Source organism: Mesorhizobium sp. SEMIA396, assembly GCF_024518615.1.
GTDB lineage: Bacteria > Pseudomonadota > Alphaproteobacteria > Rhizobiales > Rhizobiaceae > Mesorhizobium.
The window spans coordinates 311686-331290 of record NZ_JANIFC010000005.1; the positions used below are offsets into that span (position 1 = coordinate 311686).

Here is a 19605-nt window from a genome sequence, read left to right on the forward strand (position 1 = left end):
GTCAGGCCTTTCGTGCCGCGTCGAGAAGTTTCCGGCCGAGCCGTATCAGGGCAATGTCGCTGCCGGAAGGGCCAAGCAGCGACAGGCCGAACGGGGCGCCGGCGACCGAGCCGACGGGCAGCGTGATCTGTGGAAAACCAGACAGGCCGGCCAGGCACAGAAGTTGGAGCGCCCGTTCGCGATAGGCCTGGAACTGCTCCGGCGTGCTGTCCACGTAAGGCGCCGGACCAGGCACGGTCGGCAGGACAAGGAAGCCGTTCCTGCCGAGCAGGGCGTTCAGTTCGCCGCGAAAGGTCAGACGTCGCACCTTCTCGGCCTGGGCTGTCCTGTCATCGACGGCACGGCCAAAGCCGAAACGCTCCTCGACACCGGGGCCGAGGCCGCGCTCGCCGCTGGTGATCCATTCGCCATGCACCGCCCAGGCCTCCCTGGCCTGCAGCCGGCGAAAGCACCAATAGAGTTCATCGGGAGATGAGGAGAAGCGGATTGCCGGCGTCGCCGGCACGCCGAAGACCGCGCCCGCCAGCCCCTTCATTTCACCATATTCGGCCAGCGCCGGGCGGGCGACCAATCCATCCAGCCAATCCAGCGCCAGCGGCCGGTCCAACACGTGCTGGTGCGGATCGCGGCCGAGCAGCAGCTTGCCGACGGTCTCGTAGGTCTCGATGTCGTCGGCGAACCAGCCGAACGTGTCGAGGCTCGGCGCCAGCTTCATCGTGCCGTCGAGCGGAATGCGGCCATGCGTGGTGCGCAGCCCGATCAGTCCGCAAAAGCTCGCCGGGGCGCGGATCGAGCCGCCGGTGTCTGAGCCGGTGGCGATATCGGCCAGCCTGCCCGCCACCGCCGCCGCCGACCCCGATGAGGAGCCGCCGGTGACGCGGTCGGGTGCCGCCGGGTTCACCGGAAACGAGAAATGCGCATTCTGGCCGAACAACGCGAAGGCAAGCTCGTCGGTCTGCGTCTTGCCGACGAAGCGTGCGCCAGCATCGAGGATCATCTGCACGGCGGGTGCGGTGCGCGAGGCTGCGTGGCTTTCGGCGAATTTTTGCAAATTGCCGCAACCGGTGCGGTAGCCGGCGACGTCGTAGATGTCCTTGACGGCCAGCCGCAGGCCGGCCAGCGGGCCTAGCTGGGCATGTGCCACTGGCATCTGGCGAAGATCGAGAAAGGCGTTGAGAGGGCCGTGCGTGCCTGTCATCGTTCGATATCCGGATACGGTTGCCGCAACATTGTTCGACACCAGAAATTTTACAACCTGCGATACGATTTTTATTGATTGTGAAAGTCTTCGCCCTTATATCGCGCTTGCCCAAAGTCGCACGTGCCTGTGGGTGTCCGCCGATCCTCGAATGGTGAGGGAAATCGGTAAGGTAACTGGAGCCAACCCCTCCAGTCGGTCTAGCGGCCAACCGCCAGCCCGAGGACACCTTGAAGCAACGACGGTGCGGGCCTTTCTGGTGTTCTGCCGGTTGTCCAAAAACCGGGGTTACTGAAGAGGCACACCTTCATTGCCGGCAGTGCGGACGGGTCTCCCATCCAAGCCAAGGCAGACAAAGCGAACCGAGGCCGGGCAAGGCCAAGGTTCACCGCCGCGAGACGGCGCTTCATGGTTCCGGGGTCTCCACCGGCTGGTTCCATGGATATCCGTCCCGCCTTTGTCCACCGCGTGTTCGCGAGGCTGACAGCCCGCGTCCCGCAGCCTTATTGCGCGCCGAAAGGCGCTGATGGAGAGACCCCGATGGCCACCCAGCGCATCCTTGACTTCCTCGCCACCCGACGTCCGACCGGTCCCTGCCTCGTCGTCGACCTCGATGTCGTGCGCGACAATTTCCGCGCCTTCGAGAAGGCGCTGCCCGATTCAAAAATCTACTATGCGGTGAAAGCAAACCCGGCGCCGGAAATCCTGCGCCTGCTTGCTGCGATGGGCTCGTCCTTCGACACCGCTTCCGTTGCCGAAGTCGAGATGGCGATGGACGCCGGTGCGCCGGCGGACCGCATCTCCTTCGGCAACACCATCAAGAAGGAGCGTGACATCGCACGCGCCTACCAGCTCGGCATCCGCCTGTTCGCCGTCGATTGCGTCGAAGAGGTCGAGAAGATCGCTCGCGTCGCTCCAGGCGCGCGCGTGTTCTGCCGCGTGCTGACCGATGGCGAGGGCGCGGAATGGCCGCTGTCGCGCAAGTTCGGCTGCGTGCCAGCGATGGCCGTCGACGTGCTGCGCCATGCCAAGGGGCTCGGCCTCGACGCCTATGGCGTGTCGTTCCATGTCGGCTCGCAGCAGACCGACCTGACCGCCTGGGACCGTGCGCTGGCCGACGCCAAGGTGGTGTTCGCGACGCTCGCCGAAGAAGGCATCGTGTTGAAGATGGTCAATATGGGCGGTGGTTTCCCGACGCGCTATCTGCGTGACGTGCCAGCCGCCCAGGCCTATGGCCAGGCGATCTTCTCGGCGCTGCGCAAGCATTTCGGCAATGCGCTTCCCGAGACCATCATCGAGCCGGGCCGTGGCATGGTCGGCAATGCCGGCGTCATCAAGTCGGAAGTCGTGCTGATCTCGAAGAAAGCGGCCAATGACAATGTGCGCTGGGTGTTCCTCGACATCGGCAAGTTCGGCGGTCTTGCCGAGACGATGGACGAGGCGATCCGCTACCCGATCGTCACGCCGCATGACGGCACGGAGACCGCACCTTGCGTGCTCGCCGGCCCGACCTGCGATTCGGCCGACGTGATGTACGAGAAGACGCCCTATCCGCTGCCTTTGTCGCTGACCATCGGCGACGAGGTGCTGATCGAAGGCACCGGCGCCTACACGACCACCTACTCGGCGGTCGCCTTCAACGGCTTCGAGCCTCTCCGATCCTATGTGATCTGACGGCGCTTCCTCAGCGCATTTTCGGACGGCGAACCGGACACAACTTCGCCTGAAAATGCGCTGAGAGAGCCGATCAGATCATCCCCGGTGGGCGCGTGTCGTCCACCCGGGCTCGCCTGTGGAACAGATCTCCGCTCGCCAGGGATTGCGGAAATGGAAATGTCAGTTGAAATGGAAATGCCAGTTGAAATTGGGGGCCACGCACCGGCCTCTGTGATGGTCGCCGAAACCGCCGCCGATGTTGCGGCGCGCGAGGCGTTGCTCGATCGGGCCATGGGGCCGAAGCGCAGGAAAAAGTCGTCGGAGAAGCTGCGGCGTGGCCGGCGGCCCTCGGAAGGCCTGGCCTTCGTCGCCCGCGATGCTTCGGGCGGCGTGGCCGGCACCGTGCGGCTGTGGGATGTCAGGCTGGGCGAGGGCGGTGCGGCCGTGCTGCTGCTTGGCCCACTTGCCGTCGACCCGTCGCTCAAGAATGCCGGCATCGGCTCGGCGCTGATGCGCCATGCCATCGCCGAAGCGGCGCGTCTCGGCCATGCCGCTATCCTTTTGGTCGGCGATGCGCCCTATTACGCGCGCTTCGGCTTCTCGGCCGAGAAGACCGGTTCACTTGCCATGCCGGGACCCTATGAGCGGCACCGCCTGCTGGCGCTGGAACTGGTGGAAGGCGCGCTTGACGGCGTGCACGGCACGCTGAAGGCGGCCGGCCGCAAGCTGAAGGCGCAGGAACTGATATCGGCGGCCTGACACGAAGCCGGCAGCATTTCATGCAAAAACGCCGCCCGAAAAGGCGGCGTTTTTGCGCTTGGTGGGTGCCGCTTGGGCGGCTGGATGCCTTCAGCCGATCAGCTGGCTGAGCGCCATGGCGACGGTCATGTCGCCTTCGACCTTTATCTTGCCGGTCATGAACGCCATTGTCGGGTTCAGGTCGCCAGCGATCAGCGAATCCAGATCGTCGAGCGAGAGCTTGATGGTGCAGTCGGTGGGTGCATCGGTGTTCGAGACGGTTGCGCCGTCGATGACGATGACGCCGTCGCTGCCGGTGTCGAATTTCACGGAACGATCGAACCCGCTGCTGGCCACGCGCGACTTGATCTTCTCGGCAATCTCCTGAACGCTCACGCTGTTCTCCTTGTCTGGTTGCATCTGTCTCGCAACGGCGCTTCGATCCAGCCGAAGCCCATGCCGCAGTTTCGCGATCACGGTCGCTGCCGCATATAGCTTTGGGTTGACGTTTACGTCAACGCGAATTCGGGCGGTTGGTTCCTGCCGTCGCGGCAGGTGAGCCCCGATGAGGCCGGGACTCCGAGCCGGGGCAACTCAGTGTTCCTTGAACGCCTTGGTCATTTCGCTCGCCGTCTCGCTTTTCTTGCGGCGCAGCCAGTTGTCGCGGATTTCGTCCTTCGACAGGAAATTGACCTGGTCGATCAGAACCTCATGCACCAAGGGCGCGCCGACACGCGCGTTGACGGTATCGCGGATTGCGGCGCGGAAGGCATCGAGATCGATCGTCGCCTTGTTGGTGAAGTCGATCTGCGGATTGGAATAGAGGTAGGAATAGACCTGGTCGGTGATCAGCGCTTCGGCCGGAATGGACAGCTTCTTTATCTGCTCGGGTTCGACGGTGTAGACGAGCTTGGTCAGGAAATAGCCGCCGATCTCAGAATCGCGGATCAGCGGCACCGAAATGATGTCGGTCTTGACGTAGTCGAGACCGCCCAGCATCGGCTTCGGCGTTTCGCCGACACCGCGCTCGCCGGCCGCCTGAAACGAATAGAACACGGCGCCGAGGGTTGCGGCGCAGATCCAGACGGCGATGGCGATGACCTTGATCATCGGCTCTTGTCAGTCCCTTGATCAGTCCCTTGCGAAGGCGACGCGGCACTGCGCCGTTGCTTCGGCAGTATCTCCGAAGTGTCGCTTGTGTTCGGCATCATGCCTTCATCCAGCCGAACTCGCCGGCGGAATAGGTGCCGTCGGTCTCGGCGCGCTGGATGGCGTGCCGCAGCAGGCTGGCGACTTCGTTGACCGCGCTGAGATGCGCCAGGATCGCCGCTTCGTTCTTCGCCAGCTTCTGGCGCAGCCGGGTCAGGCCCTCGCGGTGCTGTTCGAGGAATTCGGCTTCGCTGCCGCCCTTCATGGCGCGCGTCAACTCGTAGAGGTAGCGGCTCTTGCGGGCGTTCGACGCCTTGAGATCATAGTTGGTCGCGTTGCGGATACCGGCCGTCTCTTCCTCGACCACTTCCTCGATGCGACCGATGATGGCGGCGAGGTTGCCGGGCCGCGCGAACGGGATCGGCGCTTCCGACGCGGTCGTGCGTGCTGGCAGATTGGGGGTGGATTCTGAAAAGTCGGCCATGGCGTTTCCCAGTTTAGATCTTGATGTTTGTTTTTATGGTCGTCTCGTCACCGGTCATCGACCCCGCAGCCTTGCGCTGCAATTGGTGGACCAGCGAGGTCGACAGGCTGTTTTGCTGGTCGATCTCGGTCTTTTCCAACCCGCCCGAGACCGGACCGACCGGAACCACGCGCTTGCCTTCGAGATAGTGGTCGGCAAGCATCGACTTGGCGATGCCGATGCCGCCGCGTTCGGCCATCACGTCGGCCACCCGCTCGGCAAGCTGCGATTTCCACATGTCGCCAGCCAGGCCCTTGCCGTAGACGCCCTCGGTGTCCTTTGGCAGCATGTTCTGGATGAAGGTCTGCAGCACCATCGCCTCGAACTTCTTGAATTTGTTGGCCGGGTCGGTTGCAGCGGCGGCCTTGTCGGCGGTGGCGCGCGACAGGATCGAGCCGGCATCGACCGAAGCGGCGGTGTCGAGTGAAAACGTGCCCGCAGCGCCGCCGGCCCGCTTTGCCAGCGCGGCGCGGGCGGTCTCGATATCCGCCGGGTCGGCGGCTCGGGCCACATCCATAACGATGTCGCTGGGTGGAGAAATCGCCAAGAAAGTCCGCCTTTTACCGGTTTTCCTTAGCCAGACCATGCCTCAACAAGCTTGTGGCAGGCTTGCGGGAAGGAGAGGGAGCGGAGTGCGCGGATCGGATCGAAGCTGCCGGCTTCGCGCCATCGGGCAGATTTTTCCATCGTCGCCTTTGGCCGGAAGCTGACGATCAGCTTGGCACCCACGAGCTTGCTTCGATGGTCCGCCGAGGGTGGGATTTCCGCCTCAGCTTCACTCCTTGACCGCCCCCGTCATCGAGGAGACGTAGTGCTCGACAAAGAATGAATAGAGCACCACCACCGGCAGGGAGCCGATCAGCGCGCCTGCCATCAGGGCTCCCCATTCATAGACGTCCGAACGTACGAGCTCGGTAAGCACGCCGACCGGCACGGTCTTGTTTTCGGACGATTGGATGAAGGTCAAGGCGTAGATGAATTCGTTCCATGACAGGGTGAAAGCGAAGATGCCGGCGGAAATCAGGCCGGGCACCGACAGCGGCAGAACTATCTTGGTCAGGATTTGCCAGCGGCTCGCGCCGTCGATCAGCGCGCATTCTTCCAGTTCGAAGGGTATCGAGCGGAAGTAGCCCATCAAGAGCCACGTGCAGAATGGAATGAGGAAGGTCGGATAGGTGAGGATCAGCGCGAACGGCGTATCGTAAAGCCCGAGGTTGAACACCATTACCGACAGGGGAATGAACAGTATCGAGGGCGGCACGAGATAGGCCAGGAAGATTGCCAAGCCGACCTGCCGCGCCCCGGAAAACCTCAAGCGCTCGATCGCATAGGCAGCGAACACCGCCGCCAGCAGCGACAGGAAAGTTGAGGCGGTCGAGATGATGATCGTGTTGAGAAGCCAGCCCGGATAGGATGTGTCGAAGAGCAGATACCGAATATGCTCGAGTGTCGGATTGACGACCCAGAACGGATTGAAATTGGCATAATCCGTCATCTCGAGATTGGGTTTCACCGCCGTGATCGTCATCCAGTAGAACGGGAACAGCAGCACGATGACGAAGATCAGGAGCGGCAGATAAACGGTGACCACGCGCCGGGGCAGGCTCTGGAGATAGCCCATGCCGCCTTCATCCGTGTTCGGACGATTGTTCGTTTCGATCGCGGCCATGTCAGTCTCCACCGCCCTGCTGCCATTTACGACGTTGCAGCCCGAAATAGCTGAAAAGGATCGCCGCTAGCAGGAACGGGATCATCGCCACCGCGATCGCGGCTCCCTCGCCAAGCTGGCCGCCGGAAATGCCGCGCTGGAACGAGAGCGTCGCCATCAGATGGGTGGCATTCACCGGTCCGCCGCGAGTCAGCACATAGATCAACTGGAAATCGGTGAAGGTGAACAGGACCGAAAAGGTCATGGTGATGGCGATGATCGGCGTCAGCAGCGGCAGCGTCACATAGCGGAACAACTGCCAACGGCTGGCGCCGTCGAGCGTCGCGGCCTCGTAAAGCGATTGGGGAATCGTCTGCAGGCCGGCCAGCAGCGTGATGGCCACGAAAGGAATGCCGCGCCAGACATTGGCAGCGATCACCGAGGCGCGCGCGTTCTCCGGATCGCCAAGGAAATTGATGCGGTGATCGATCAGTCCCATTTCCATGAGCGCCCACGACAGGATGGAGAACTGCGAATCGTAGATCCACCAGAAGGCGATGGCCGAGAGCACCGTCGGCACCACCCACGGCAGCAGGACGATCGCGCGGAAGAACGATTTGAAGGGCAGGTTCTGGTTGAGGATGAGCGCCAGCCAGAGGCCGAGCGCGAATTTCAGGATCGAGGCGCTGATCGTGTAGAGCAAGGTGTTGAAGACGGAGAGCCAGAAGACGGCGTCGCTCCACAGGTATTCATAGTTTTCGACGCCGATGAAGATGCCGGGGCGGCCGATGCGGGCATCGGTGAAGCCGAGCCAGACGCCGAGCCCCAGCGGATAGGTCAGGAAGACAAGCAGCAGTGCAGCCGCCGGAAGCATGAAGCCGAAGCCAAGTGCGTTCCGGCTTTCGCTCCAGCGCGACAGAATCCGTGAGAAGATCGAAGGTCGCGGCTGGATAGCAGCTGACGGCACGGCCATGGGTCGGCTCCTGCTGAGGTCTCATTGATCGGCCGGATCGGCCGCGACGCAATCCGAAGCCAGCCGGGCAGCGGCGCTGCCCGGCTGAGCCGGCTCAAACGCGATAATAGCGATTTGCCCGCTTCTCGGCCTCTTCCATTGCCTCTTGCGGCGTGGCCTGGCCGGTCACCGCTTTGGCGAACATGTCGACCAGCACGTAGTCGGCCATGGTTGCCGCCGAGGCATAGCCGAGCGGCCCGGCATAGCCGTTAGGCCGCAGAGTAGCCGAAGCCTTGGCGTAAGCGGCGTTGTTGGGATCGGCAGTCCACACGGGGTTGTTGTCGAATGCCTTCAGTGTCTGGCAGCAATATCCGGCCGAGGAGGTGATCCAGTCCTTCATTTGCGGTTCCTCGAACATGAACTGCAAATACGCCTTGGCCGCGTTGGGGTAGGGCGTGTAATTGAAGATGACAGCCGTGGTCACCTGGAACAATTCGACGGATTTGCCGACAGGACCGATGGGCAGGTTGGTCGTGCGTATGTCCTTGGCGATTTCAGCCAGCTTTGGATCTTTGTCCTTGTTGATCTTGGCCGTGTTGTAGGCGGAAATTCCATTGGCGATCACCCCCAGTTCGCCGGCCAGGAAGGCGCGGTTGTTGTTGACGTCGAGCCAGCTTTCGGTGCCTGGAATGAAGGTCTTGTAAAGCTCCTGCGCATATTCGATCGCCTTGAGGGTCTCGGGGCTGTTGATCGTTACCTTGCCACTCTCGTCGACCATCTGGCCGCCATGGCTCCACAGCAGCCAATGAGCATAGTTGTTGCCGTCGCCGACGCCATGACCATGCGTGAAGCCGGCCGGATGTCCCTTCGCTTGCAAGGCCTTGCAAAGTTCCAGGAAGCCTTTCGTGTCCTTGGGAAACTCCGAAAAGCCGGCCTCTTTCACCCAGCTTTCCCGATAGACGATGGCATTGCCGATCGTGGCCAGGGGCAGGCCGACGAACTTCCCGTCGCGTGTCGCATATTGCTTAGGTCCCTCGTGCCAGCCGCCATATTTCGAGCCGAGATACTCGCCCAGTTCGCTCACGTCGTGCAGCTTGTCGGGATATTGGTGCGGGTCATCGAACCAGACGAACATCAGGTCGGGGCCGGACCCGACATTTGCTGCGACCGCCGCCTTGGGACGAATGTCCTCCCAGCTTTCCTTGTCGACGCGAACCTCGACACCTGTCGCCTCGGTGAAGCGTTTGGTGTTGGCCAGCCATTGGTCTTCATCGCCCTGGACGAAGGGCGACCAGCGCAGCAGTCTAAGCTTGGCGCCATCCTCGGGTTTGTATTTCAGTCCGTCCTGGGCAAGGGCCGGAGAGCTGATGAACCGACTTCCCAAGGCACCCGCCGCCGCGCCGGCGGTGGTGCGGATCACGTCGCGTCTGGTGAACTTCATGCTCGTTTCCTCCTGTTGTTGTCCTTGCCTGTGGTCCTACTGATCGATACGTGTCTGGAATCTCTGTCCGGTTTCTGCGTGAAAGAGATGGATAAGGCTGGGCTCGGCCGTAAGCCGGATGGTTTCGCCCGGCGTAAAGGAATGTCGTTCCCGGAAATTCGCGACGATCTCTTCGCCGCCGGCTGTCCGGCCGATGAGCTGCACTTCGGACCCGGTTGGTTCAACCACCGCGACGGTGACCGGAATGCCCTGGTCGTCGGACAGCCGCAAATGCTCGGGCCTTATTCCCAGCACCACAGGCTCGCCATTGCGGATGGAAAGTGCCGAGGCCAACGGGACCGAAATCCCCCCGGCGCCGCGGAACGAGGGTGAGCCGTCGGTAGCGATCTCGCCCCTCAGCAAATTCATGGCCGGCGAGCCGATAAAGCTGGCGACAAAAAGATTGTTCGGCCGGTCATAGAGTTCCAGCGGCGGCCCTATCTGCTCGACGATGCCGTCATGCATGACCACGATCTTGTCAGCCATGGTCATGGCTTCGATTTGATCGTGAGTGACGTAGACTGTCGTGGTCTTGAGGCGCTGGTGCAGTTCCTTGATCTCGGCGCGCATCTGCACCCTGAGTTTGGCGTCGAGATTGGACAGCGGTTCGTCGAAGAGAAAGACCGCCGGATCACGCACGATCGCGCGGCCCATTGCGACGCGCTGGCGCTGGCCGCCGGAAAGCTGCCGAGGATAGCGCGCCAGCAACGGCACCAGCCCAAGGATTTCGGCCGCGCGGCGCACGCCTGCATCGCTCTCCGGCTTGGAAACTCCTTTGAGCATCAGCGAGAACGCCATGTTCTCGGCGACGGTCATGTGTGGGTAGAGCGCATAGTTCTGGAAGACCATGGCGACGTCGCGCTCCTTGGGCGCAACGTTGTTGACGACACGTTCGCCAATCGCGATCTGGCCGCGTGAAATCTTTTCTAGGCCGGCGATCATTCTGAGGAGGGTTGATTTTCCGCAGCCCGACGGTCCGACCAGAGTGACGAACTCGCCGTCCTCGATGTTCACGCTGACCCCGTGCAGGATCTCGACAGCGCCGAATGATTTATAGACTTCGCCAATTGCGACAGACGCCATCGATCCTCCCAACAAATTCCCGCGACGTCGTCGAAGGAACAACGCTTCCGCTAGCGACAGCCCTGGCTCCTCCCAGGCTCACGCTAGGCTGAAACGGTAGCGCTACCAAACCGGGCTGTAAAGCGTTTACGGGAAAGCCGAACCTTGGAGGGTCCGCTTCGCGCCACACAATGCTCCCAACTACTCCTGCGTCCGCTTCTGCGTGATCAGGTCCAGCCGCTCGCGGTCGGAGCGTTCGCGTTCGTCGCGGTTGCGTACGTCCTTGTAGGCGCGCTCGACCATGTTGGTGCGGGCGGTCGCCGCGGCGATGAGGCTGGCTTCCTGCCTGGCGCTCGCCAGGTTCGCTTCCTGGCGCACCACCGCCTGGGCAATGCGGCGATGGTAGAGATCGGGAAACAGGGCGGAGAGCGAATCGGCCTGGTCGAAATGGCCGACCAGTTCCTTGGCCTCGGCCTCGGCGGCACTGGCCGCCGCAAGGAAGGTGGCGTGGCGGGTTTCGTGCAGCGCCTTCAGCTGTTCCTGAACCTTGACCAGCTTCTTGAGGCGGTCCTTGCGCGTGCTCATTTCTATCTCGCCAATGTCAGATCGACGAAGCCGTCGACGAACAGCGACAGCATGGTGCCGACGGCGAAATAGAAGATGATCATGCCGCCGGCGATGATGAAGGGCTGGGAGATGAAATAGATCGGGATCTGCGGCGTCAGCTTGTTGACGAAGCCGATCGTCAGATTGACGAGAATAGCATAGGCGACGAACGGGCTGCCGAGGCGGATGACCAGGAAGAACGTGTCCGACACCGTGTCGGTGACATCGACGAGGGCGGCCTGCGGGTTGAAGAAGACGTTGACCGGCGCGACCGTGTAGGAGGAAACCAGCGCGCGTATTATCTCGTGGTCGAAATCGAAGACGAACAGCATCAACAGCGCCGAGAACGAGATGATTGCGGCAAGGGCTGCCTGGGGTTCGGGCTCCTCGATCGCCGGTCCGCCGGTGCCGCCATAACCGACCAGCATGGCGATGGCCGAGCCCATGAAGCGCAGGGCTTCCATGTAGAGCCTGGTCATGGCGCCGATCAGGCCGCCGACCAGAAGTTCCGAGATGATCATCGGCACAAGGATCTGCGGGCGCGGGTCGACGAAAGGAAAGATCTTGTCCCACAGAAAGGCGAGCAGGCCGCCGGTGGCGGCGACCGCCACGAACAACCTGACCTGGACCGGGACGCGGGCGCTGGAGAGGCCCGGCATCAGCATGAAACAGGCGCCGATGCGGCAGAAGGCGAGGAACGCCGCGATGACGACGCCTTGCGACAGCACGCTCACGATATGGTTCCGAGCACCTTGATCTCGACGCCCTTGGCGATTTCGACATGGCTGAGCACCGGCAGCGTGGTGAACAGGCGCTCGATGATCATGCGCACATAGGGGCGGGCGTCGGGCGCGGTGACGAGGACGAAACGCTCGCCGGCTTCCAGATATTTCTTGATCGCCTTGGTGGCGTCCTGGCCGAACTCCTCGAGCTGACGCGGGTCGATGTCGAATTCGCGCACCTCGCCCTTGGCGTCGCGCTTGAGGCTCTGGTGGAAGGCGAGATCCCAGCGGTTGCCGAGGCGCAGCACTTTCAGCACGCCGCCCTCGGACAGGTCGCCGCATATCTGCTGGGCCATGCGGATGCGGACATGCTCGACGATCTGCTCGGTGCGGCGCACATGCGGCGCGATCTCGGCGATCGCCTCGATGATCAGGTGCAGATTGCGGATCGAGACGCGCTCGGCGAGCAGCAGCTTCAACACCGCCTGCAGGCCGGGATAGGAGATGTGCGTGGTGCAGATCTCGTCGGCGAGCTTGCGGTATTCCTGGTCCTGGCGTTCGAGCAGCGCCTTCATGTCCTTGTAGGACAGAAGCTGCGGCAGGTTGTTGCGGATGACCTCGGAGAGATGGGTGAGCAGCACCGACATGTTGTCGGCGAAGGTGTAGTTCTCGCGCTTCAAATCCTCGGCGAAGGCTTCGACCACGGAATAGGCGCGCATGCCGAAGGCCGGCTCGCGGATTTCCTCGCCCGGTATCTCGGGTATGTCGCGGTTGCCGAGCAGCACCATGATCTCGCCGACGCGCATCTGGTACTCGGCCACCACGGTGCCGTGCACCTTGATCTGGTAGCTCTTCGGCGGGATGGCGAAATCGTCGGCGACGCGCACTTCCGGCACGACGAAGCCGTACTGGGTGGCGAATTTCTTGCGCATCTTGCCCATGCGGAAAACCAGTTCCTGATGCGACGTCAGCAGCCTTGTCGACAGCTGCTTGCCGATCAAAAGCTCGATCTCGGCGGTGGCGAGCGAAGCCTTGACCGAGTTCTTCTCCTCTTCGACCTTGGTCGCCTTTTCCTGATCCTTGATCGCCTCGGCTTCGGCGACGGCGCGGTTGGCGCGCATCGGGATGACGTAGCCGAGACCGGCCATGCCGGCGGCGAGCGCAAAGAACGGGAACAGCGGCAGGCCGGGCATCAGGCCGAGCAGCACCAGCAGCGATGCCGCGACATAGAGGGCGCGCGGGTGGGCACCGAGCTGGCCGAACACCGCCTGGTTGGTCGAGCCGCGGGTGCCGCCCTTGGAGACGAGCAGGCCGGCGGCGAGCGACACGATCAGTGCCGGGATCTGGGTGACGAGGCCGTCGCCGACCGACAGCTTGATGAACACGTCGGCGGCTTCGCCCATGCCCATACCGTGCCTGATGTAGCCGATGGCGATGCCGCCGACGATGTTGATGGCGGTGATGATGAGGCCGGCGATGGCGTCGCCGCGCACGAACTTCGAGGCGCCGTCCATCGAGCCGAAGAAAGAAGATTCTTCTTCCAGCTCGCGGCGGCGCAGCTGCGCGGTCTTGTCGTCGATCATACCGGCCGACAGGTCGGCGTCGATCGACATCTGCTTGCCTGGGATGGCGTCGAGGGTGAAGCGCGCGCCGACTTCGGCGATACGGGTGGCGCCCTTGGTGATGACGATGAAGTTCACCACGATCAGGATCATGAAGACAATCAGGCCGATGACGAAGTCGCTGGCCATCACCAGCTTGGAGAAGCCGGCGATGACATAGCCGGCGGCATGCGTGCCCTCATTGCCGTGCGACAGGATCATGCGCGTGGTGGCGATGTTGAGCGACAGCCTGAGCATGGTGGCGATGAGCAGCACGGTCGGGAAGGACGAGAAATCGAGCGGCCGCTGGATCCACAGCGCCACCATCAGGATCAGCACCGAAAGCGCGATCGAGAAGGCGAGGCCGACGTCGATGAGAAAGGCCGGAATCGGCAGAAACAGCACGGCCAGGATGATGACGATGCCGATGGCGAAGAAGACGTCGCGGCCGTTCTTGGCCACCGCGCCGGGCTGAATGCTTTCGCTGATCGCCATATCGTCCTCAAACCCCATAGACTGCCGAGCGCGCGACAGCCCTGTAAAGGTAGCCCGCCAAGCTTGCGCGAGGGTGGGAGACTGGCTAGTTCGAACGACCATGCGCAGGTCGCCGTGTCGGCCGGCCTCGCTAGGAAGGGAAACCCATGCTTCTGATCATCGGCACCATCCGCCTGCCGCCAAACAAATTGGAGGAAGCTAAGCCCGCTATGGAACGCATGGTTTCCGGCAGCCGCGCCGAGCCCGGCTGTCTCGAATATTCCTATGCGCAGGATGTTTTCGATGCCGGGCTCATCCGGGTCACGGAAGTCTGGAGTGACAGGGCAGCGCTCGACGCGCATTTCGCCTCGCCGCACATTGCGGACTGGCGTGCGAGCTGGCCGGCGCTAGGCATAGGCGAGCGCAACCTCGTGCTCTATGAAGCCGGCGAGCCCATGCCGACCTGAACGGTCCGTCAGCCGATCGATATCGCGCCAGCTGTCGCCAATATGGTGTCTGCCGGCATAGTGGTTGCCATGCCGTGCCGCCGGGCGTATCAGGCTGGCTTTCCACTGCCTTTCGATATCGGCGAGCCGCCCCGGTGCTTTCCAGAAACCACAGCGAAGTCTACGCCCGCCGGCTGCGCGCGGTGCTGATCAGGTCGTTGCCTCTGCTCGAGGCACGCGGCATCGTGGTGGTCGTTCTCGCCGGTGTCGTAGGCGTGATGGCGGGCATATTGGTCACGGCGATGAGCCAGATCGTGCAGGACCTGCACGGGCTGCTGTTCGGCGTTCAGCCAGGCGGCCGGCTTTCCGGCATGTTCTCGCTCGCCAATCCGATGCAGGCGCTGATACCGGCGATCGGCGGCATGCTGCTGGGGCTGACGGTGGTCTGGCTCAGGATACGGAAATTCCGCACGCCGATCGACCCGATCGAAGCCAATGCGCTCTATGGCGGGCGCATGTCGCTGACCGACACCTTCATCATCGCCGGCCAGACGATGATCTCCAGCGGTTTTGGCGCCTCGGTCGGGCTGGAAGCCGGCTATACGCAGGTTGGCTCCGGGCTGGCATCGCGGCTGGCGGGCATCTTCAGGCTGCGCCGCAACGATGTCCGCATCCTGGTCGGCTGTGGTGCGGCCGGCGCCATCGCCGCCGCCTTCGATGCACCGCTGACCGGCGCCTTCTACGGCTTCGAACTGGTCATCGGCATCTACTCGGTTGCCAATGTCGCGCCAGTCTTGACAGCCGCGATCTGCGCCTCGCTGACGGCAGAGATGTTCGGCGGCGTGCCGTTTCCGCTCGAGCTTTCGGGTCTGCCGGCGCTCACCGCCAGCCAGTATGTGCCGTTCCTGCTGCTCGGCCTGCTCGGCGGTGCCGCCTCGATCGCCATCATGCATCTGGTGACACTGATCGAGCGCGGTTTCGCCAGGCTGTCGATCGATGCGGCGCTGCGCCCCGTCATCGGCGGAGTCATCGTTGGCTTGTTGGGGCTGATCACGCCGCAGGTCCTGTCCAGCGGCCATGGCGCGCTGCATCGCGAATTCTCGATGAATTACGGGCTGGCCGTGGTGGCCAGCGTCTTCGTGCTCAAGCTGGCGGCGTCGGCGGTCTCGCTGGGGTCGGGTTTTCGCGGCGGATTGTTCTTCGCCTCGCTGTTCCTCGGCGCGCTGCTCGGCAAGGCGTTCGCGGATGTGATGATTGTCGTCTCGCCGGCAACCGGCATCGACCCTGCCGTCGCCGCCGTCGTCGGCATGACGTCGCTCGCAGTCGGTGTCGTCGGCGGTCCGCTGACGATGACCTTCCTGGCGCTGGAATCGACCCGCGACCTGACGCTGACCGGCGTTGTGCTGGCCGCCTCGATCATGTCGGCGATCCTGGTGCGCGAGACCTTCGGCTACTCGTTCTCGACATGGCGCTTCCATTTGCGCGGCGAGACCATCCGCAGCGCGCACGATGTCGGCTGGATGCGCAGCCTCACAGTCGGCTCGATGATGCGCAAGGACATCAAGACCATCTATGCCTCGACGACGCTGGCAGCCTTCCGCAAGCAAGTGCCGCTCGGCTCTGCCCAGCGGGTCATCGCCGTCGACGCGGGCGACCACTATGTCGGCGTGCTGATCGTGGCCGAACTGCACAGCGATCCTTCCGATGGCGAGGTGCCGGTGCGCGATCTTGCCAAATACAAGGACGCGGTGCTGGTGCCGAGCATGAACGTGCAGGCCGCCGCGGAAACATTCCAGCGCGCCGGCGCCGAAGAACTCGCAGTCGTCGAGGATTTCACCGACCACATCGTCTTGGGGCTTTTGACCGAAGGCCATCTGATGCGGCGCTATGCCGAGGAACTCGACAAGGCGCGCCGGGACCTATCGGGCGAGGGGTGACGGACGGCCAAGCGGGGGCCTGCGACAGTGGTTGCGGAGCCCTAATGCTCGATCGGTCCCTTGGCCATCACAAGCGCTGTGCCCGCGGTCGTCGGGCGTTCGATCATGCGCCGCACGCGGGGCGGTTCGTCGCCGCTGTGCAGGGCCCGCACGCGTTCGCCGATGACGGCGTCGGCATGGGTGATGCGTCCATTGTGCCTGATATATTCGATCCAGGTCGGCGTGTGATAATGCTCGATCCATACGGTGGGATTCTCGAGATCGCGCGCCAGCGTCCAGTTGCGGGCGCCGTCACGACGGCGGATGCGGCCGCGTTCGGCCATGATGGCGAGGAACTCCGGTTCGTCCTCGTGCCGGATCACATACTCGATCATGATGGCGATGGGACCACTGCGCGGCTTCAGGTCAAGCGCAAGGTGCGGTTCCTTAAAGCGATTGAGCGGGTCGAGGTTGAGCACCTGCTGTTGCGGCAGCGGGAGCAAAAGACCGATGGCGCCGCCGGCCAGCATGGCGACGCTGGCTGCGATCAGCGCGGTTTCGGCGCCGTGCGCATCGGCGACGACACCCCAGATCCAGCTGCCGAGCGCGATGCCGCCGAAAGTCGCGGTCTGGTAGACCGACAGCACCCGGCCGACCACCCAGCGCGGCGTCGCCATCTGCACCGTGACGTTGAAATGCGAAAGCGCGATCACCCAGCAGGCGCCGCCGACAAGCAGGCCGAGCGACGTCTGCCAGGCATGCTGGCTGACGGCGGCATTGAATGCGCAGACAGCGAAGCCGGCAAAAGCACAGCGCACCATCGTCTCGCTGGACAGCAACTGCCGCAGCCTGACGCTGATCAAGGCGCCGCCGACCGCGCCGATGCCGAAGGCGCCGAGCATGATGCCATAGGTCAGCGCATCGCCCTTGACGACATCGCGCGCCACCAGAGGCAGCAACGCAAGCACAGCGCCTGCACTGAAGCCGAACGCAGCACCCCTGACCAGCACCTTGCCGATGTTGGGCGACATGGCGACATAGCGCAGGCCGGCGCCCATGGCAGCCCCCAGCGACTCGCGCGGCAAGGTCGATACCGGCACGTCCGGCTTCCAGCGCGCCAGCACGACGATCAGGCCGATATAGCTCACCGCGTTCGCCGCGAAGGCGGCCGCGGCACCGGCCGCGGCGACGATGATGCCGCCGATCGCCGGACCGACGCTGCGTGTCAGGTTAAAGCCCATCGAATTGAGGGCGACGGCCGCCGGCACCTTGTTGCGGGGGACGATGTCGCCGACGGAGGCTTGCCATGACGGGCTGTTGAGCGCGGTGCCGCTGTCGATCAGGAAGGTGAAGGCGAGCAGCGTCCACGGCGTGATCAGGCCTGAATAGGTGAACAGGGTCAGAAGCACCGACACCACCAGCATGAAGGTCTGGGCGACAAGCATCACCTTGCGCCGGTCGAAACTGTCGGCGATGGCGCCGGCTACGAGTGCAAACAGCATGATCGGCAAGGTGGTCGAAGCCTGGACCAGGGCCACCTGATAGGGCGAGGTGGCGATCGTGGTCATCATCCAGGCGGCGCCGACACCCTGGATCAAGCCACCGAAATTCGAGACGAGACTTGCGCCCCACACGGCGCGGAAAATGCCGTGCCGGAAGGGCGCCAGCGCCGAGACGCTCTCGCTGTCCGGCTTTTCGTCAATCATTTGGGGTTCCTGCCATGTCGTGCCTGCTCGTCAGACAATCCGTTTGCGCAGACCGTTTGCCGAAAGTAGGGCATGGCGCCGCAAAGGGCAAAAAAGCGCATGGTCCAACAATGGGATAGAGGCGGTCCAGGCCTTGTCCGCCGTGGGTCCGGAGGTGCCGCGGGGATCGGCGGCGTCTGTCCTCGCACAATTGCGAACGGCATGCCGCGGCACACCATCCTGGAACAGGCTCAGAAGCCGTTCTGGATGCGCTCGAAGATGACGTTGGTGAAGGCCGATATCTGGCTGCCGATGAAGGGGCCGGTCAACGCCACCACCAGCATGATCGCGACGATCTTCGGCACGAAGGTCAAGGTGATCTCCTGTACCTGCGTCAGCGCCTGGATGAGGGCGATGCCGATGCCGACCGCCATGGCGACCAGCACCACCGGAGCGGACGCGACGAGCACCGTCCACACCGCGTACTGGACGATGTCGAGAGCGTCGGCCTCATTCATGGGACTGGCTCTCTGTCGAAAGCGTCAGCTTGCTGCCTTGACCGAGACTCCCGGACCGACGGCGACTTCGGTGCCGTTCTGCAGCACGGCGATGAGACCGTTGCTGGCGAGGCGCACCGAAGCCACGGTGCCCGTGGTCAGGCCGTCGGCGGAGGTGATCGAGCGCCCGATCAGTGCGTCGGCCTGCGACAGCGCCGAGGACTGCATGATCTGATTGAGCTTGGTGTTGGTCTGCACCGACTGCTCGACCTGAGAGAAGGTGGCGAGCTGGGCGACATATTGCGTCGAATCCATCGGCTTGGTCGGATCCTGGTTCTTCATCTCGGCGATCAGAAGCTTCAGGAAGGACTGGTAGTCGACCGCTGTCTTCGAGGTCGACGCCGTGGCCTGATTGGCGCCTGTCGGAATCGTCGTCGTCATGTCCACGTTCATCAGTATCGTGCTCCCACGGCCAGCGGGCGCTCGGCACCCAAAACATCGTCATTACCACCCAGCGCGCGGCGTTCGAGCGGATAAAGCGCGCGGATCGCCTTCAGCGCCTCGTAGATATGATCCTCGCCGACCATGCGGTCGATCTGTTTCAGCGCGCTGCAGATCTGGGTGTCCTCGAAGCTTGCCAGAAGCAGCGGCAGCGAACGGCGGAACATGTCGCGCGCCGCGGCGGCGCCGGCCGGGTTCATCAGCATGACCTGCAGGATGAAATAAAGCTGCTTGAGCGGCGTCGAGGCATCGTCGGCCTGGATCACGTGGCTTTCGAGCAGGAACTGGACGTCGTTCATCAATTCGACGGTGACCTTGCGGTCGACCCGGATGACGGCGCCGTTGATGTAGATCTTTTCGTTCGGCTTCAGCGATATCTTCAGCGTGTTGGTCATTGAATGCCGTCCCTGATGATCTGGGACACCTCGATCAACCCTTCGAAATTGTTGGTGCGGCCCTGACGGATGTCCTCCGCCTCGCGCAGCAGCCACAGGCCGATGGAAATGAGATTGGCGCGCAGTTCCTTGGGCAGGGCGTTGTCGCTGGAGCCAAGATCCTCGACGAAGGCGGTCCAGACGCGGTTGGTGAAGTGAAGCGCCTCGATCGCTTCCATGGAATCGTGGCCGGCCGCTGCTGCCGCCGCCAGCATGTCGATCGAGCGGGTCAGAAGCTCCCGCTCGCGGTCCTTCGCGTCGGCAACGGAGTTGCTCTGGATGTCGGCGTAGGAGAATTGGTACATCGTTGGGGCTCT

The 19605-nt window shown here is 63.2% G+C and carries 22 protein-coding genes; 4 read left to right on the plus strand and 18 right to left on the minus strand.

Features of this window, described 5'->3' with window-relative positions; translation table 11 throughout:
- Position 1: 1 nt before the first annotated feature.
- Positions 2-1198 carry an amidase gene (locus tag NP503_RS15330; RefSeq protein ID WP_127270878.1) on the minus strand — a complete coding sequence of 399 codons (1197 nt, stop codon included), beginning with the start codon at positions 1196-1198 and terminating at the stop codon, positions 2-4.
- 540 nt (positions 1199-1738) lie between these two features.
- On the opposite strand from NP503_RS15330, the gene odc2 reads away from it, so the two are divergent.
- A complete protein-coding gene (gene odc2, locus NP503_RS15335; protein WP_127272801.1) occupies positions 1739-2872 on the plus strand; it encodes an ornithine/lysine decarboxylase in 1134 nt (377 codons plus the stop codon).
- A 171-nt stretch (positions 2873-3043) separates the two neighbouring features.
- Positions 3044-3613, plus strand: a complete 570-nt coding sequence (locus tag NP503_RS15340; protein WP_127270036.1) for a GNAT family N-acetyltransferase — start codon at positions 3044-3046, stop codon at positions 3611-3613.
- A 90-nt stretch (positions 3614-3703) separates the two neighbouring features.
- Here the strand turns inward: NP503_RS15340 and NP503_RS15345 are convergent, their stop codons facing one another.
- The 12 genes from NP503_RS15345 to flhA all read right to left on the minus strand — a co-directional run bounded on the left by NP503_RS15345 (position 3704) and on the right by flhA (position 13830).
- Positions 3704-3988 carry an SCP2 sterol-binding domain-containing protein gene (locus NP503_RS15345; protein WP_013529756.1) on the minus strand — a complete coding sequence of 95 codons (285 nt, stop codon included), beginning with the start codon at positions 3986-3988 and terminating at the stop codon, positions 3704-3706.
- Positions 3989-4186: 198 nt separating this feature from the next.
- Positions 4187-4702: a hypothetical protein gene (locus NP503_RS15350; protein ID WP_127270032.1), complete on the minus strand. Its 516-nt coding sequence runs from the start codon at positions 4700-4702 to the stop codon at positions 4187-4189.
- 97 nt (positions 4703-4799) lie between these two features.
- Complete coding sequence (locus tag NP503_RS15355; protein WP_127270030.1) at positions 4800-5225, minus strand: hypothetical protein; 426 nt, start codon at positions 5223-5225, stop codon at positions 4800-4802.
- A gap of 13 nt (positions 5226-5238) precedes the next feature.
- Positions 5239-5850, minus strand: a complete 612-nt coding sequence (locus NP503_RS15360) for a rod-binding protein (RefSeq protein ID WP_164748967.1) — start codon at positions 5848-5850, stop codon at positions 5239-5241.
- On the minus strand, positions 5838-5993 hold the full coding sequence (locus tag NP503_RS15365) for a hypothetical protein (protein WP_164748966.1): 156 nt from the start codon (positions 5991-5993) through the stop codon (positions 5838-5840). The genes NP503_RS15360 and NP503_RS15365 overlap by 13 nt, the downstream gene beginning before the upstream one ends.
- 46 nt (positions 5994-6039) lie before the next feature.
- Positions 6040-6933, minus strand: coding sequence for a carbohydrate ABC transporter permease (locus NP503_RS15370; protein WP_127271704.1), 894 nt, complete (start codon positions 6931-6933; stop codon positions 6040-6042).
- Position 6934: 1 nt separating this feature from the next.
- On the minus strand, positions 6935-7786 hold the full coding sequence (locus tag NP503_RS15375) for a carbohydrate ABC transporter permease (RefSeq protein ID WP_372958885.1): 852 nt from the start codon (positions 7784-7786) through the stop codon (positions 6935-6937).
- Positions 7787-7979: 193 nt separating this feature from the next.
- Complete coding sequence (locus NP503_RS15380) at positions 7980-9305, minus strand: ABC transporter substrate-binding protein (RefSeq protein ID WP_027038230.1); 1326 nt, start codon at positions 9303-9305, stop codon at positions 7980-7982.
- A 36-nt stretch (positions 9306-9341) separates the two neighbouring features.
- Positions 9342-10427: an ABC transporter ATP-binding protein gene (locus tag NP503_RS15385; RefSeq protein WP_127271287.1), complete on the minus strand. Its 1086-nt coding sequence runs from the start codon at positions 10425-10427 to the stop codon at positions 9342-9344.
- Between the two features lie 180 nt (positions 10428-10607).
- Positions 10608-10991: a hypothetical protein gene (locus tag NP503_RS15390; protein ID WP_127271285.1), complete on the minus strand. Its 384-nt coding sequence runs from the start codon at positions 10989-10991 to the stop codon at positions 10608-10610.
- 2 nt (positions 10992-10993) lie between these two features.
- Complete coding sequence (fliR, locus tag NP503_RS15395; RefSeq protein ID WP_023810025.1) at positions 10994-11746, minus strand: flagellar biosynthetic protein FliR; 753 nt, start codon at positions 11744-11746, stop codon at positions 10994-10996.
- Complete coding sequence (gene flhA / locus NP503_RS15400) at positions 11743-13830, minus strand: flagellar biosynthesis protein FlhA (protein WP_127269778.1); 2088 nt, start codon at positions 13828-13830, stop codon at positions 11743-11745. Before flhA ends, fliR begins: the two co-directional genes overlap by 4 nt.
- 146 nt (positions 13831-13976) lie before the next feature.
- On the opposite strand from flhA, the gene NP503_RS15405 reads away from it, so the two are divergent.
- Positions 13977-14276: a putative quinol monooxygenase gene (locus tag NP503_RS15405; RefSeq protein ID WP_127269780.1), complete on the plus strand. Its 300-nt coding sequence runs from the start codon at positions 13977-13979 to the stop codon at positions 14274-14276.
- A 134-nt stretch (positions 14277-14410) separates the two neighbouring features.
- Positions 14411-16192, plus strand: coding sequence for a chloride channel protein (locus NP503_RS15410; protein ID WP_127271699.1), 1782 nt, complete (start codon positions 14411-14413; stop codon positions 16190-16192).
- A 41-nt stretch (positions 16193-16233) separates the two neighbouring features.
- On the opposite strand, the gene NP503_RS15415 is transcribed toward NP503_RS15410, so the two are convergent.
- The 5 genes from NP503_RS15415 to flaF form a co-directional block, all read right to left on the minus strand.
- Positions 16234-17877, minus strand: coding sequence for an MFS transporter (locus NP503_RS15415; protein ID WP_127276143.1), 1644 nt, complete (start codon positions 17875-17877; stop codon positions 16234-16236).
- A 230-nt stretch (positions 17878-18107) separates the two neighbouring features.
- Positions 18108-18374, minus strand: a complete 267-nt coding sequence (gene fliQ / locus NP503_RS15420; RefSeq protein WP_023810020.1) for a flagellar biosynthesis protein FliQ — start codon at positions 18372-18374, stop codon at positions 18108-18110.
- Positions 18375-18398: 24 nt separating this feature from the next.
- Complete coding sequence (flgD, locus tag NP503_RS15425) at positions 18399-18806, minus strand: flagellar hook assembly protein FlgD (RefSeq protein ID WP_013529774.1); 408 nt, start codon at positions 18804-18806, stop codon at positions 18399-18401.
- On the minus strand, positions 18806-19249 hold the full coding sequence (gene flbT / locus NP503_RS15430; RefSeq protein ID WP_027038236.1) for a flagellar biosynthesis repressor FlbT: 444 nt from the start codon (positions 19247-19249) through the stop codon (positions 18806-18808). The genes flgD and flbT overlap by 1 nt, the downstream gene beginning before the upstream one ends.
- Complete coding sequence (gene flaF, locus NP503_RS15435) at positions 19246-19593, minus strand: flagellar biosynthesis regulator FlaF (RefSeq protein WP_023810018.1); 348 nt, start codon at positions 19591-19593, stop codon at positions 19246-19248. Before flaF ends, flbT begins: the two co-directional genes overlap by 4 nt.
- Between the last annotated feature and the right edge of the window lie 12 nt (positions 19594-19605).

What these genes read in the sequence shown, in the direction of transcription:
- NP503_RS15330 (WP_127270878.1), bottom strand. Translation starts at nt 1,198, where the DNA reads ATGACAGGCACGCACGGCCCTCTCAACGCCTTTCTCGATCTTCGCCAG.
- odc2 (WP_127272801.1), top strand. Translation starts at nt 1,739, where the DNA reads ATGGCCACCCAGCGCATCCTTGACTTCCTCGCCACCCGACGTCCGACC.
- NP503_RS15340 (WP_127270036.1), top strand. Translation starts at nt 3,044, where the DNA reads ATGGAAATGCCAGTTGAAATTGGGGGCCACGCACCGGCCTCTGTGATG.
- NP503_RS15350 (WP_127270032.1), bottom strand. Translation starts at nt 4,702, where the DNA reads ATGATCAAGGTCATCGCCATCGCCGTCTGGATCTGCGCCGCAACCCTC.
- NP503_RS15355 (WP_127270030.1), bottom strand. Translation starts at nt 5,225, where the DNA reads ATGGCCGACTTTTCAGAATCCACCCCCAATCTGCCAGCACGCACGACC.
- NP503_RS15360 (WP_164748967.1), bottom strand. Translation starts at nt 5,850, where the DNA reads ATGGTCTGGCTAAGGAAAACCGGTAAAAGGCGGACTTTCTTGGCGATT.
- NP503_RS15370 (WP_127271704.1), bottom strand. Translation starts at nt 6,933, where the DNA reads ATGGCCGCGATCGAAACGAACAATCGTCCGAACACGGATGAAGGCGGC.
- NP503_RS15375 (WP_372958885.1), bottom strand. Translation starts at nt 7,786, where the DNA reads ATGCTTCCGGCGGCTGCACTGCTGCTTGTCTTCCTGACCTATCCGCTG.
- NP503_RS15380 (WP_027038230.1), bottom strand. Translation starts at nt 9,305, where the DNA reads ATGAAGTTCACCAGACGCGACGTGATCCGCACCACCGCCGGCGCGGCG.
- NP503_RS15385 (WP_127271287.1), bottom strand. Translation starts at nt 10,427, where the DNA reads ATGGCGTCTGTCGCAATTGGCGAAGTCTATAAATCATTCGGCGCTGTC.
- NP503_RS15390 (WP_127271285.1), bottom strand. Translation starts at nt 10,991, where the DNA reads ATGAGCACGCGCAAGGACCGCCTCAAGAAGCTGGTCAAGGTTCAGGAA.
- flhA (WP_127269778.1), bottom strand. Translation starts at nt 13,830, where the DNA reads ATGGCGATCAGCGAAAGCATTCAGCCCGGCGCGGTGGCCAAGAACGGC.
- NP503_RS15405 (WP_127269780.1), top strand. Translation starts at nt 13,977, where the DNA reads ATGCTTCTGATCATCGGCACCATCCGCCTGCCGCCAAACAAATTGGAG.
- NP503_RS15415 (WP_127276143.1), bottom strand. Translation starts at nt 17,877, where the DNA reads ATGATTGACGAAAAGCCGGACAGCGAGAGCGTCTCGGCGCTGGCGCCC.
- fliQ (WP_023810020.1), bottom strand. Translation starts at nt 18,374, where the DNA reads ATGAATGAGGCCGACGCTCTCGACATCGTCCAGTACGCGGTGTGGACG.
- flgD (WP_013529774.1), bottom strand. Translation starts at nt 18,806, where the DNA reads ATGAACGTGGACATGACGACGACGATTCCGACAGGCGCCAATCAGGCC.
- flbT (WP_027038236.1), bottom strand. Translation starts at nt 19,249, where the DNA reads ATGACCAACACGCTGAAGATATCGCTGAAGCCGAACGAAAAGATCTAC.
- flaF (WP_023810018.1), bottom strand. Translation starts at nt 19,593, where the DNA reads ATGTACCAATTCTCCTACGCCGACATCCAGAGCAACTCCGTTGCCGAC.